The sequence below is a fragment of the Kitasatospora sp. NPDC018058 genome, assembly GCF_044327205.1.
Classification (GTDB): Bacteria; Actinomycetota; Actinomycetes; order Streptomycetales; family Streptomycetaceae; genus Kitasatospora.
In genome coordinates this window covers 194,983-207,345 of the sequence record NZ_JBIRFA010000008.1, presented here as the reverse complement: position 1 = coordinate 207,345, position 12,363 = coordinate 194,983, and the positions used below count along the sequence as shown (strand labels likewise).

Annotated in this window: 14 protein-coding genes and 1 pseudogene; 7 read left to right on the top strand and 8 right to left on the bottom strand. The window is 69.3% G+C overall.

Annotated elements, in window-relative coordinates:
* Window positions 1-21: 21 nt before the first annotated feature.
* The 6 genes and pseudogenes from ACH4E7_RS13990 to ACH4E7_RS13965 form a co-directional block, all read right to left on the bottom strand.
* Window positions 22-1,662, bottom strand: coding sequence for an APC family permease (locus ACH4E7_RS13990; RefSeq protein WP_396249281.1), 1,641 nt, complete (start codon window positions 1,660-1,662; stop codon window positions 22-24).
* Window positions 1,663-1,755: 93 nt separating this feature from the next.
* The gene (locus ACH4E7_RS13985; RefSeq protein ID WP_396249280.1) at window positions 1,756-2,079 is read right to left on the bottom strand and encodes a DUF6087 family protein; all 324 of its coding nucleotides are present in this window, start codon (window positions 2,077-2,079) and stop codon (window positions 1,756-1,758) included.
* 108 nt (window positions 2,080-2,187) lie between these two features.
* Window positions 2,188-2,394 (bottom strand): DUF397 domain-containing protein, encoded by a 207-nt coding sequence (locus tag ACH4E7_RS13980; RefSeq protein ID WP_396249279.1) that lies wholly within the window; start codon window positions 2,392-2,394, stop codon window positions 2,188-2,190.
* Window positions 2,395-2,419: 25 nt separating this feature from the next.
* Window positions 2,420-3,701 (bottom strand): annotated as a pseudogene (locus ACH4E7_RS13975) (RNA-guided endonuclease InsQ/TnpB family protein).
* 133 nt (window positions 3,702-3,834) lie between these two features.
* The gene (locus tag ACH4E7_RS13970) at window positions 3,835-4,038 is read right to left on the bottom strand and encodes a DUF397 domain-containing protein (protein WP_396249278.1); all 204 of its coding nucleotides are present in this window, start codon (window positions 4,036-4,038) and stop codon (window positions 3,835-3,837) included.
* Complete coding sequence (locus ACH4E7_RS13965; protein WP_396249277.1) at window positions 4,031-4,912, bottom strand: Scr1 family TA system antitoxin-like transcriptional regulator; 882 nt, start codon at window positions 4,910-4,912, stop codon at window positions 4,031-4,033. Before ACH4E7_RS13965 ends, ACH4E7_RS13970 begins: the two co-directional genes overlap by 8 nt.
* A gap of 57 nt (window positions 4,913-4,969) precedes the next feature.
* Here ACH4E7_RS13965 and ACH4E7_RS13960 point away from each other — a divergent pair, with 57 nt between their 5' ends.
* The 3 genes from ACH4E7_RS13960 to ACH4E7_RS13950 are packed head-to-tail and all read left to right on the top strand — an operon-like array spanning window position 4,970 to window position 5,777.
* On the top strand, window positions 4,970-5,368 hold the full coding sequence (locus ACH4E7_RS13960; RefSeq protein WP_396249276.1) for a hypothetical protein: 399 nt from the start codon (window positions 4,970-4,972) through the stop codon (window positions 5,366-5,368).
* Window positions 5,365-5,568 carry a hypothetical protein gene (locus ACH4E7_RS13955; RefSeq protein WP_396249275.1) on the top strand — a complete coding sequence of 68 codons (204 nt, stop codon included), beginning with the start codon at window positions 5,365-5,367 and terminating at the stop codon, window positions 5,566-5,568. The genes ACH4E7_RS13960 and ACH4E7_RS13955 overlap by 4 nt, the downstream gene beginning before the upstream one ends.
* A complete protein-coding gene (locus tag ACH4E7_RS13950) occupies window positions 5,568-5,777 on the top strand; it encodes a hypothetical protein (RefSeq protein ID WP_396249274.1) in 210 nt (69 codons plus the stop codon). The genes ACH4E7_RS13955 and ACH4E7_RS13950 overlap by 1 nt, the downstream gene beginning before the upstream one ends.
* Before the next feature lie 72 nt (window positions 5,778-5,849).
* On the opposite strand, the gene ACH4E7_RS13945 is transcribed toward ACH4E7_RS13950, so the two are convergent.
* Window positions 5,850-6,479 carry a hypothetical protein gene (locus ACH4E7_RS13945; RefSeq protein ID WP_396249273.1) on the bottom strand — a complete coding sequence of 210 codons (630 nt, stop codon included), beginning with the start codon at window positions 6,477-6,479 and terminating at the stop codon, window positions 5,850-5,852.
* A gap of 182 nt (window positions 6,480-6,661) precedes the next feature.
* Here ACH4E7_RS13945 and ACH4E7_RS13940 point away from each other — a divergent pair, with 182 nt between their 5' ends.
* Window positions 6,662-8,245 (top strand): phosphonate degradation HD-domain oxygenase, encoded by a 1,584-nt coding sequence (locus tag ACH4E7_RS13940; RefSeq protein ID WP_396249272.1) that lies wholly within the window; start codon window positions 6,662-6,664, stop codon window positions 8,243-8,245.
* Window positions 8,246-8,267: 22 nt separating this feature from the next.
* On the opposite strand, the gene ACH4E7_RS13935 is transcribed toward ACH4E7_RS13940, so the two are convergent.
* A complete protein-coding gene (locus ACH4E7_RS13935) occupies window positions 8,268-9,047 on the bottom strand; it encodes a GntR family transcriptional regulator (protein ID WP_355672624.1) in 780 nt (259 codons plus the stop codon).
* A 325-nt stretch (window positions 9,048-9,372) separates the two neighbouring features.
* On the opposite strand from ACH4E7_RS13935, the gene ACH4E7_RS13930 reads away from it, so the two are divergent.
* From ACH4E7_RS13930 to ACH4E7_RS13920, 3 genes are read left to right on the top strand one after another with little or no spacing between them, the layout of a single operon-like run.
* Window positions 9,373-10,542, top strand: a complete 1,170-nt coding sequence (locus tag ACH4E7_RS13930; protein ID WP_396249271.1) for an ABC transporter substrate-binding protein — start codon at window positions 9,373-9,375, stop codon at window positions 10,540-10,542.
* 6 nt (window positions 10,543-10,548) lie between these two features.
* Entirely contained in the window at window positions 10,549-11,544 is a 996-nt protein-coding gene (locus ACH4E7_RS13925) for an ABC transporter permease (RefSeq protein ID WP_396249270.1), read from the top strand.
* Window positions 11,544-12,353: an ABC transporter permease gene (locus tag ACH4E7_RS13920; protein WP_396249378.1), complete on the top strand. Its 810-nt coding sequence runs from the start codon at window positions 11,544-11,546 to the stop codon at window positions 12,351-12,353. The genes ACH4E7_RS13925 and ACH4E7_RS13920 overlap by 1 nt, the downstream gene beginning before the upstream one ends.
* Window positions 12,354-12,363: the final 10 nt, after the last annotated feature.

Here is a 12,363-nt window from a genome sequence, read left to right as displayed (position 1 = left end):
AGCCGCTGTGTCCCGAGCGGCTCAGTGCCCGCCCGCGTCCATCACCTCGACGCCGCGGATGTTCCGCTCGATCTCCTCGGCCGGCAGCGCGACCGCCAGCGCCCAGTAGTAGACGACCAGCGAGAACAGCACCACGACCAGGATGTCCCACCACAGCGGCAGGTTCCCCTGCGAGCCCTCGCCGAAGGTGCCCTGCCAGGAGATGATCCCCATCCCGACCAGGTAGGCCGGCAGCCACTGCCCCGCCTTGAAGTCCATCCGCGGCGCGTTGGGCACCCCCTTCGACGCGGCGTACGCGGAGTACCCGCCGAGCAGCACGTACCCGATGATGATCGCCAGCCCCAGCCGCCACAGGGTGTCCCAGCCGGACCAGTAGATGATCAGGCTCGACACCGCGAAGGCCAGCGGCGAGACGATCGTGCCGCCGCGCAGGTGGTACGAGCGCTCCATCCCCGGCAGCCGCTTGCGCAGCACCCCGAAGGCCAGCGGCGCGCCCGCGTACATCAGCACGACGGCCGAGGTGATGAAGCCGACCAGCCGCTGCCAGCTCGGGAAGGGCAGGAAGCAGAGCACGCCGGCGACCCAGGCGATGACCAGGCCGAGCCAGGGCACCGAGTTGCGGTCGGTGTACTGCAGGGCCTGCGGCGCGTAGCCGTTGCGGCTCAGGCCGTAGGTGACCCGGGAGCTGGAGGTGATGTAGACCAGCCCGGTGCCGGCCGGAGAGATCACCGCGTCGAGGAAGAGGATGGTCGCCAGCCAGCCGAGACCGATCAGGGTCGCGAGGCCCGCGAACGGGCCGCTGATGCCGGGGTAGTCGAGCTTGTCCCAGCCGCCCGCGAAGGTCGACGGCGGCAGGGCGCCGATGAACACCACCTGGAGCGTCACGTAGATGACCGTGCCGATCACCACCGACCCGAGGACGGCCCGGGGGATGTCCCGGCGGGGATTGCGGCTCTCACCCGCCCACTGGATGGCCTGCTCGAAGCCCAGCAGTGCGAAGATCACCCCGCTGGTGCTGATCGCCGCGAGCACACCCTTGGCCTTGTGCGGCGCGAAGCCGTGGACGGTGAAGTTGGAACCGTGGAACTCGGTGAACCCGAGCGCGAAGATGGTCAGGACCGGGACGGCGACCTTCCATACGGTGGCCACGCTGTTGGTGTGGGCGAGAAGCCTCACCCCCAGGAAGTTGATCGCGACGAACACCCCGAGCAGCACGGCCGCGACCACGAAACCCGCCCCGGTCAGCGTCAGGTCCTCGTTCAGGAGGCCTTCCGCCCACGTCCAGTGCCGGGCGTAGTTGATCATCGCCTGCACCTCGATCGGCGCGATGGTCGCGGCCTGCAGCCAGGTGAACCACCCGAACGACATCCCCGCGAACCCGCCGAACGCGTAGTGCGGATACCGCGCCGTACCGCCCGCCACCGGGAACAGCCCACCCAGCTCGGCGTGGATCAGCGCCAGCAGGATGATCGCCACCGCGCCGATGCCCCAGGACAACAACGCCGCCGGCCCGGCCGCCACCGCCGCCTTCTGCGCCCCGAACAGCCAGCCGGAGCCGATGATCGCCCCGACCGAGGCCCACAGCAGCCCGACGAGGCCGACCTCGCGCTTGAGCCCGGTATGCCCTTGGGAGGGCGGGGTCGTGGTATCGGGATGGGCCATGGCGCAGCGCCTCTCACCTCGGGGGGAATCCCCCCGACAGTGCCGCAGCACCCGGGACTCCCCCACGCCGAAACGCGCTCCGGCCCACCCCTGTCAGCCGGACGGCGGAAGAGGCCTGCGGTGCCGCCCGGTCCCCCTTCGCAGCAGTGCCACCGGCGTATCGTCCTGCGGCTCGATCAGCTCCCCGTCGCGCCGCATGATCAGCGGATAGGCCTCCGAGAAATCCGCGGCAACGGTCACCGGCCGCCAGGCTCGCCCGTCCCACTCGACCACCAGCCGCGGGACGTCCTGGAACGGATGCAGTCCCCGCCGATCCTCGGGCGCGAGCACCAGCGCGTCCCGCGTCCCCGGCGGCCGGTCCCGACCGGCCCGGGCGGCGTACCATTCCGCGAGCGATTCGTCCTCAGGAAAGACCACGTTCGGATCCTCCAGCTCGGCATCGCCCCGAGATTAGTCCGTTGCGCTCGCTCGAACCTCAGAACAAGCCGCCCCGGCCGGGGAGGCCGGGGCGGTCCACCCGCGCGGTCAGACTGCGCCGAACTCCCCACATCGCACGGCGGAGACGAAGTCCGACCAGGCGTCGGCCCGGAAGACCAGGGAAGGGCCCTCGGAGTCCTTCGAGTCACGGACAGGAACAGTGTCGGAGGCGACCAAGTTCCCCGCTACCTCAATGCAGTTGCCGCCGTTGCTGCTGTACGAGGATTTGAACCACGCGGGTTCGATGGCGGTCACGGTAGTTCCTCCCTTAGCCGGCTGATCAGGGCCACGGACTCAGCTTGCGAGAGCGCGAGGGCCTGCAGCTGATATTGACTTCCTCCCCGGCCCAGAGGCTGGGGATCCCTACCACGGTCAAGTGACCGTCTCGTTGGGTTCCTGCTTCTTCACGCTGTGCCGGGACGGATCCCCGGTCTTACCTGCGCTCGACAGGCTGTCACCGCCAGTCCGGCGGCCTTGGCTATATTGACGGCAGCGTTCACGTCCCGGTCCAGCCATACGCCGCATGCCGGGCACTGCCAGGTGCGAACGTGTAGCGGTTTGGGGCCGTCCCTGACGCCACAGCGCGAGCAGACCTGAGAGGTCGGCTCGCACCGTCCAATCTTGACCAGGGTCCGGCCGTGCTTCGCCGCCTTGTACTCCAGCATGGTCACGAATGCCGACCATCCGGCGTCGTACACAGACTTGGCCAGCCGGGTCCGAGCGAGTCCCTTGACTGCCAGATCCTCAATGGCAACCGCTTGGTTCTCGCGGATGATCTTCATTGAGAGCTGGTGGTGGAACTCGCGCCGGGCGTCGGCCACCCGCGCGTGGACGCGGGCGACCTTGCGGCGGGCTTTGTCGCGGTTCTTGCTGCCCTTCTCCTTGCGGGACAGAGCCTGCTGCGCGCGCTTGAGCTTCTTCTCGGCCCGACGCAGGAAGCGCGGGGCGTCGATCTTCCGTCCGTCGGACAGAACGGCGAAGTGCCCGAGCCCGAGGTCGAGGCCGATGGTCGGCTCCGCTTCCGGCAGGGCTTCGGATTCGGTCTCCACGACGAAACTGGCGAAGTACCTCCCGGCGCTGTCCTTGACCACGGTGACCGTCGACGGCGTGGATGGCAGGGCGCGGGACCACTTCACGGTCACGTCGCCGATCTTCGGCAAGCGCAACTTCCCGCCCGTGGTGATCTTCCATGCGGCGTTCGCGGTGAACCTCACCGACTGCCGGGTGTCCTTGCGGGACTTGAAGCGGGGCGGTCCCATCTTCGGCCGCTTGCCCTTGAGGCTGTCGAAGAAGTTCCGGTACGCGGCGTCCAAATCTCGAAGGGACTGCTGCAACACCACGGCCGACACATCGGCGAGCCACGCGCGCTCGGGGGTCTTCTTCGCCGCCGTGAGCCGCTTGGACAGCTCACCGGAGGTGACGAACGGCAGGCCAGCGGCTCGGGCGGTCTCGCGGACGCGAAGCGCATCGTTGTAGACCACCCGAGCACACCCGAACGCGAGGGCCAACGCAGAACGCTGACCAACAGTCGGGTACACGCGGAACGAATACCGGAGCTGCATGACAATCACGATACCCATTTGGTTTATGTCACCGCGATGGAATCCGAATCCCGACCTGCGCATAGGTAGTCCCTACGGGTCAGAGTACGTGGGCCGCCCTGAGAGCTCTCGGGGCGGCCCAACACTCGCTCGCTCAGACCGTGCCGAACTTCCCACTGCGCACGGCGGAGACGAAGGCCGACCAGGCGTCGGCCGGGAAGACCAGGGCGGGGCCGTCGGGATCCTTGCTGTCCCTTACGGGCACCCGGTCGAGGAACCCGTCCGCGACCTCCACGCACTGCCCTTCCTGGACGCTGTAGCTACTCGTGCGCCATGCGGCGCCTGTCAGATCATCCATCCTCAAAACCTCTCCGCACTTGTCGGATGAACTCTCGGCTCTCCGAGCGGGACAACGCCTCGACTTGCAGTTGATCGTACTCACCAGCCCACTCGGCCAAGGTGTCTGGTTCCCGCTCAAGGAAGCCACGTCGCTGCGTCTCGCCGTATCCCACGATGGTCCTATTCGGCAGGGTCAGCAAGGTAATTGGAAGCCCAAACGGCCTGTCCTCGCCGAGCGAGAACGGGCTGATCTGCACAACCATCTGAGGCTGAACGGACAGCTCCTCCAGACGTACGAGCTGCTCCACCATGACGTCCCGACCACCGATAGCTCGGCGCAGGCAACCCTCGTCTATGACCGCATGGACTCGGGGCGCCGGATGCTGGCTCAGACGTTGCTGTCGATGCAGCAGCAGCGAGAGTCGCTCTTCAGCCTGCTGTTGAGTTGCCCACCCTCGGCGAACTCGCGCTTCCTGGTAGGCCCTCGCATAGGCAGGGGCCTGGAAGAGGCTTGGAACGATGTTGATCTCGAACAACCGCACGGCCACGGCATCCGCTTCACTGCGCAGGTACTCGCCGAATCCCTCAAACAGAACTCTGTGCCCCAACTTGCGCCACGCTCGTTCGAAGCGCTCAGGCGTCTCGAACGCGACATCAAGCCTTCTGGAAAGTGGAAGAGTTGGAGGCTTGCGGCCAGTTTCGACGGCGGACACATGAACGGCCGAGTACCCAATGAGGGCCGCCAGGTGTTCCTGCGTCCAGCCTCTCGCCTCTCGCAACTCGCGAAGTTCCGCACCGAACTTGGCAGTGGGTGAGGCATCCGGATCAAGTTCCTTGCGATTCATGATCGTTGGAGGCCCTTCCTTCCTTGGGGAAAGGTTGAAGTACTCCACATCCTAGACCGCAGTTGGGACCCCGGGTAGTCATCTCACTACTGAGAGGAGCGGGCCTTGAAGCTGCGCCGAACCCCCTCTGCTCCGCGTTCCCCCCGACTCTGCAAGGTCGGCACGGCGGCCCCCACACGCCAGAACCCCACCGAGCGCTTCCAGGTGGTGATCTACCTGGCCAAGAACAGCCCCGCCTTCCCCGAGTTGGAGATGCGCAGCTGCGAGGAGTACGCGCTCACCCACAACTGGGACGTCACCCTCACCGTCGTGGACGACGAGACGGAGAAGCCCCCGGAGCAACGCCCCCTGCTCCTGGCAGCGTTGCAGACGGTCAAGGACAAGGGTGCCGGAGCAATCCTGGCCCCCTCCAAGACCGCCGTCTCCCCCATCGACGGCGAGTTCGACGAGTTCGCCGCCCAGGTCGAGAAGGCCGGCGGCTTCCTCCAGGTGGCCTGCCGATGAGCAGCCGATACGGGATCGTTCCCGCCGACGCCCACGGCGGGGCCTCGTACCCGGTCTGGGTCATCCAGGACCGCGAGACCGGCCGCCTGGTGAAGGCGCTGCCGCCCCGCCCCGAACCGCTGCGGTTCTACTCGTACGACCAGGCGGAGCGATGGGTGCGCGTCAACGAGCAGCGCCACCCGGACCCGGAGGTCGCCTGATGGCCGCTACCCTCTCCCGCAAGCGATACGAGATCCGTCTGATCAACTCCCGGAGCCCGCACTTCCTCCTGATGGAGTGCTGGGGCCTGTGGGACCCGGACCACCATCGGTACCTCCGCGTGCGAGGCAGTTCGGACAGGATCAGACGCTTCTACACCCGCGCCGCCGCCGAGGCCTACCTCCGTTCCACGCCCGGCAGTCTCCTGTAGCCGGACACATGGCAGTCACCGCGCGGCCCCGTCCTGCCGGGCAGGGCGGGGCCGCGCGACGGGGCAACCGAGTCAGGCGGGCACCTCGGCGAGGTGGCGGAACTTGCGGGCGTCGTTGGCCAGGGTGTCCATGTCGAGCGTGATGTCGTCGCGGTGCTCCATGTAGACGGCCCACATGCTGCCGTCGACCCAGACGCAGAAGGCCATGTCCTGGGGCTTCCCGGCCTTCATCATGTTGGTGGCGTGGCCGCACGTCATGACGCCGCCGCGGTCGCCCGGGTCGACCGTGCGCAGGCCCACGACGTGCTGGCCGGTGGTCACCTGGGTGATCACGTCGTCGATCCGGGCCGAGGGCGAGATGGCGGGCAGCTCACTGACGGCGACGACGACGGTCCGCGACCTGCCCTCGGTCTGGTAGCCGCCGAGCTTCGCGTAGCCCAGGGCCGGCGTCGCCTTGGGGAGGCGCTCTGCGGGGACGCTCGGCAGCCCCAGGAAGTCCTTCGGCGGGCTGTAGCGGTACGCGCCGAAGTCGGCGATGTTGTCGGCGAAGACGACCGCAAGGGCGGTGACGCCGACGAACGCGAGGGCGGCCAGGGTCAGCCAGAGCCGGAGGCGGGAGCGCCGGGGCGGAGGCGAGACCGGGGCGACGGGGGTCATGTCCACCAGGACGTCGTCGGCCGGGGTTTGATCTTGATCGAGCACCGGCATATCCGAGCAGGTCAGGGCTGCGGACGCAAGGGATTTGACAGCGGTCTCGACGGACAGTTCCCCGGACGTTCATCCGACCGGCACCCGGGACTCACCAAGGACCGGCAGGCTCCGGCCCAGCGGGTGAAGTTGGCTATACAACTCTACCCTGGCTGGATGTCGAGGAGGAGAGACCCATGACCGAGCAACCGCCGCCCTACTGGCTGCGCGACAACTGCCCGTGCGCCGAGTGCCGGGACCCGCGCAACGGCCAGAAGCTGTTCCAGATCGACGACCTGCTGTCGGACCTCACCATCGCGGCGAGCAAGGAGCTCGACGGGAACCTGGAGGTGCTCTGGTCCGACGGGCACCGCTCCCGCTACCCGCTCACCTGGCTCCACGAGGAAGCCGAGGACGACGGGCGCAGCGAGCAGGGCAAGCGGCTGTGGGCGGCCGCCGACTTCGCGCGCGGCATCCCCGAGGCCGACTGGGCGGCCTACCTCACCGACCCCGCCGAGCAGGCCGCGGTGCTGGCCGCCGTCCGCCGCAGCGGCTTCGCCGTGCTGCGCGGGGTGCCGACCGTGGAGCGGCAGGTGCTCCGGGTGGCGGAGAGCTTCGGCTACGTCCGGGTCACCAACTACGGCGAGCTGTTCGACGTCCGGGTCGAGCCGGACCCGAACAACCTCGCGTTCACGGACAGAGCCATCGCCCCGCACACCGACAACCCGTACCGGGACCCGGTGCCGACCCTCCAGCTGCTGCACTGCTTGGAGAACTCGGCGACCGGCGGCGACTCCGGCCTGGTCGATGGCTTCAAGGCGGCGTCCCTGCTGCGCGAGGAGGCCCCCGAGGACTTCGCGGCGCTCACCCGCACCCCCGTCCCCTTCGTCTTCCGCGACCGCCGCACCGAACTGCGCGCCGACCGCCCGCTGATCGACGTGGACCCGCTCGGCCGGATCCGCGAGGTGCGCTTCAACAACCGCTCTTTCGGCACCCTGCGCGGAAGCGGCAGCGACCTGGAGGCCTTCTACACCGCCTACCGCCGCTTCGCCGCGATCACCCTGCGCCCCGAGCTCCAGCTCACCTTCCGGCTCGACCCGGGCGACTGCCTGGTCTTCGACAACACCCGCCTACTGCACGCCCGTACGGCCTTCGAGCAGGACGGCCGGCGCCACCTCCAGGGCTGCTACGCCGACCTCGACTCGCTGTCGAGCACCCTCGCCGTACTGCACCGCCGCACCGCCGCCCTGGACGGGATCGCCGAGCTGTTCGCGGGCGAGGGCGCCGGGGAGTACCTGGGCGAGGCCGTGACCATGGCCGAGCACATGCTGCAGGCCGCCGCCGCGGCCGAGGCGGCCGGGGTGCCGGACCACCTGGTCGCCGCCGCGCTGCTGCACGATGTAGGTCACTTCCAGGGTGCCCTGCACGGACGGGACCTGATGCGCGGGCGGGACAACCGGCACAGCCACACCGGTGCGGACTGGCTGGCCCGCTGGTTCGGCCCGGAGGTCACCGAGCCGGTCCGGCTGCACGTGGCCGCCAAGCGTTACCTGTGCGCGGTCGAGCCCGACTACCGCGCCCGGCTCTCCGAAGCCTCCGAGTACACCCTGAAGGTGCAGGGCGGCCCGATGGACGAGCGCGAGGCCGCCGCCTTCGCCGAACTCCCGGGCGCCGCCGACGCGGTGGCCGTCCGCCGCTGGGACGAGCAGGCGAAGGAGCCCGACGCGAAGGCGCCGGACTTCGAGCACTACCGCCCGCTGCTCGCCGCGCTCATGCACTGAAACGCGAAGCGCGCCCGGGAGCTCAGTCCATCTCCCGGGCGTGCCGCGAAAGCGCCGACGTGGCCAGCGAGTTGTGCACGCTGAAGGCCACCGTCCCGGGCAGGTAGCGGTCCTGGGACCACTCCACCGGCGTGCCGGTCGGGTCCGTCGTACGCCGCCGCTCGCGCAGCAGCGGGCCGCCCCGACGGCAGCCGAGCAGCCGGGCGTCCTCCGCGTTGGCCGCGACGATGTCGATGGTGTGGTCGGCGTCGGTGAACAGGATGCCGTGCTCGCGCAGCACCTCGGTGTGCGAGACCACGTCCGGCGGCAGCTCGGCGACGATCTCGCCGACCCGCGGCGGGTAGATGGTGCGCTCGACCATCACCGGCGTGCCGGAGAGCGTGCGCAGCCGGACCGTCACATACACCTCGGCGCCCGGTTCCAGGCGCAGCTGCTCGCGCTCGGCGGCATCGGCCGGGCGGCGCACCAGCGAGTCCAGGATGCCGCCGGGCTCCTCGCCCATCGAGTACGCCCAGTGCGTGAAACTGAGCAGTTCGGAGAAGCTCTGCACCCGGGCGCCCCCGAGCACCACCCGCCGGGTGCCGCGGCGGGAGGTGACCAGCCCGTCCGAGCGCAGCACGGCGAGCGCCTGGCGGACGGTGCCGCGGGAGACCCCGTACTGCTCGGCCAGCGCGCCCTCGGCGGGCAGCCGGCCCGCCTCGCCGTACGCGCCGGTGGTGATGGCCTCGCGCAGATCGGCGGCGACCTTGCGGTACAGGGCGCCGGCAGCGCGCTCGGCGGGGCGCCCGGGCTCTACTGCCACGTCAGTCAATGTCCCTCCTGGGGCGGTGTCCTGCGCAGCCGTACCGGCGCGGACAGCCCGACCTTATCCCGCTGCGCCTTCAGAGCATCGCACCATACGGATCACGCTCCGGTGGCCGGATTCCACCGTTCCCACAGCCGACCCCGGTTCTGAGCCGTCCGTTCACCTTCCCGTCACCGGACTCCGGCGTACTTACGTCCGTCAGCGAAGTTGGCTAGTCAACTCGGACGGATCCGAACTCACCTCGGACCGCTCCGAACCGCCGCTCGCTCGATCCCCGATCAAGACACCCGCTTGCAGTTCCCCCTTCTCAGGAGACTGACCCGTGTCCGTGCACCGCGCCCGCACCGCCGCCTTCGCGGCCGTCCTGACCGCCGCCGCGCTGTCCCTCACCGCCTGCGGTTCCGCCGGCTCCTCCTCCGCGAAGTCCGGCGGCGACGCCGCGGGCGGCAAGAGCGCCAAGACCGCCACCTCCGTCGCCGACCTCGGTGGCATGGACGCCCTGGTCGCCGCCGCCAAGAAGGAGGGCAAGCTCCACGTCATCACGCTGCCGCGCGACTGGGCGAACTACGGCAAGCTGATGGACGACTTCAAGGCCAAGTACGGCATCGAGATCGAGGACGAGAACCCGGACGGCTCCAGCCAGGACGAGATCAACGCGATCACCTCCCGCAAGGGCCAGGACCGCGCCCCCGACGTCGTCGACCTGGGCTCCGCCTTCGCGATCAGCGCCGGCAAGCAGGGCCTGCTGGCCCCCTACAAGGTGACCGACTTCGACAAGATCCCGGCCACCATGAAGGACGCCAACGGTCTGAGCTACAACGACTACGGCGGCTACATGTCGATCGGCTGCGACGCCAAGAAGGTGTCCGTCTGCCCGAAGACCTTCGCCGACCTGCTCAAGCCCGACTACAAGGGCATGGTCGCCCTGAACGGCAACCCGACCAAGGCCGGTGCCGCCTTCGGCGCCGTCTACGCGGCCGCGCTCGCCAACGGCGGCTCGCTGGACAACATCCAGCCCGGCATCGACTTCTTCGGCAAGGTCAAGCAGACCGGCAACTTCAACCCGGTCGAGGTCACCCCGGCGACCATCGAGAAGGGCGAGACCCCGATCAGCATCGACTGGTCGTACCTGAACGCCGGCTACAGCGACAAGTTCAAGGACAAGGGCATCGACTGGCAGGTGGCCATCCCCTCGGACGGCTCCTACGCCCAGTACTACAACCAGGCGATCAACAAGGACGCCCCGCACCCGGCCGCCGCGCGCCTGTGGGAGGAGTACCTCTACAGCGCCCAGGGCCAGAACGGCTTCCTCGGCGGCTACGCCACCCCCGCCCTGTTCGACTCGATGAAGGCCGCCGGCACCCTGGACGCTGCCGCCGCCGCCAAGCTCCCGAACGTCGAGAAGCCCTTCACCACCTTCCCGACCCAGGACCAGACGGACGCGGCCAAGAAGGTCGTGACCGAGAACTGGGCCAAGGCGATCGCGGGCTGACCTGAGATGACCACGGCTCCCACCCCGGTGCCGGCCACCGCCTCCGCCGCTCACAGCGGTGGAGGCGACGCCGCCGGAACCGCCTCCCCCACCCCGGCCCCGGCCACCGCCGCCACCGCGGCGTCCGCCCGGGCCCCCCGCCCGGCCAAGCGCCGGGCCGGCGGCAGCCGCGCCTGGCTCGCCGCCCTCCCCCTGCTGCTCTTCTTCGTGATCGGCTTCGGCCTGCCGGCCGTCGCGATCGCCATCGGCGCGTTCACCACCTCCTCGGACGCACCCGACGGCGGCGGCACCTTCACCACCGACAACCTCACCGGCTCCCTCCAGGGCGCGTACTGGACGGCCCTGTGGGGCAGCGTGAAGCTCTCCCTGCTGACCGCGCTGATCGCCACCGTGGTCGGTCTGCCGCTGGCCCAGGCCGTGGCGACCTCCCGGTTCCGGGCCTTCCGCGAGGCCGTGATGTCCGCCTCCGGCGTGCTCGCCAACTTCGGCGGCGTCCCACTGGCCTTCATGTTCGTCGCCACCCTCGGCAACTCCGGTGAGGTCACCAAGAAGCTCGGTCTGACCAAACACGGCTGGAACCTCTACACCTTCTCCGGCCTGTCGGTGGTCTACCTCTACTTCCTGGTCCCGCTGATGGTCATCACCATCACCCCGGCCCTGGAGGGCCTCAAGGCCCAGTGGCGCGAGGCCGCGTCCAACAACGGCGCCACCTCGCTGCAGTACTGGCGGCACGTGGCACTGCCCGTCCTGCTGCCCTCGCTGCTCGGCGGCTTCGTGCTGCTGTTCGGCGCCTCCTTCGCCGCGTACGCCACCGCCGAGGCCATGGTGGGCAGTTCGGTGCCGCTGATCTCGATGCAGATCGGCGACGCGCTGTCCGGCAACGTCCTGGTCGGCCAGGGCAACCTCGCCCTCGCCCTCGGCCTCGACATGATCGTGGTCGCCTGCCTGGTGATGGCCCTGTACCTGCCCCTTCAGCGCCGGAGTGCCAAGTGGCTCGCCTGATCAATCGCATCCGTTTCGGCCGCGGCCTGGTCCTGCTGATCTGCGGGGTCTACTTCGCGGTGCCGATGGCCGCCTCGCTGTGGTTCAGCATCGACGACAACAAGGGCGGCACCACCTTCCGCGCCTACACCGAGCTGCTGAACGCCCCGGGCTTCACCGACAGCCTGGTGCTCAGCCTCGAACTGGCCGCCGTCACCGTCGCGGTGCTGCTGCTCCTGCTCGTCCCGGCGGTGCTCGCCGCCCGGCTCGGCGCGCCGAAGCTGGGCCCGGTGATCGAGGTGATGTGCTCGATGCCGCTGGTCGTCCCGGTCGTCGCGCTCACCACCGGCATCATCGGCGTGCTGCGCTGGGGCCCGGACTACCTGCAGGACACCCCGTTCTTCCAGACCATCGTGGCCATCCAGGACCCGGAGTTCCCGATCGTCCTGGTCATCGCGTACGTGCTGATGGCCCTGCCGTTCGCCTACCGGGCGATCGACGCCGGCCTGCGCGGCGTGGACGTGGTCACCCTGGTCGAGGCCGCCCGCAACTGCGGGGCCGGCTGGCTGCGCGCGGTGTTCACCGTCGTCCTGCCCAACCTGCGCAGCTCGCTGCTGAACGCCGCCGTGCTCACCGTCGCCCTGGTGCTCGGCGAGTTCACCACCGCCTCGATCCTCGGCTTCGCCCCCTTCTCGGTGTGGATCAACTCCAACGGCAAGAGCGACGGCCAGATGTCCGTCGCGGTCTCGATGCTCAGCCTGCTGATCGTCTGGCTCGTCCTGCTGCTGATGTCCGCCGTCGGCCGCGGCCGCAAGACCGCCCGGTCCTGAACCACCCCCC

Coding starts and splice junctions, on each gene's coding strand:
- ACH4E7_RS13990 (WP_396249281.1), bottom strand. CDS start 1,662: ATGGCCCATCCCGATACCACGACCCCGCCCTCCCAAGGGCATACCGGG.
- ACH4E7_RS13970 (WP_396249278.1), bottom strand. CDS start 4,038: ATGGATGATCTGACAGGCGCCGCATGGCGCACGAGTAGCTACAGCGTC.
- ACH4E7_RS13955 (WP_396249275.1), top strand. CDS start 5,365: ATGAGCAGCCGATACGGGATCGTTCCCGCCGACGCCCACGGCGGGGCC.
- ACH4E7_RS13950 (WP_396249274.1), top strand. CDS start 5,568: ATGGCCGCTACCCTCTCCCGCAAGCGATACGAGATCCGTCTGATCAAC.
- ACH4E7_RS13940 (WP_396249272.1), top strand. CDS start 6,662: ATGACCGAGCAACCGCCGCCCTACTGGCTGCGCGACAACTGCCCGTGC.
- ACH4E7_RS13925 (WP_396249270.1), top strand. CDS start 10,549: ATGACCACGGCTCCCACCCCGGTGCCGGCCACCGCCTCCGCCGCTCAC.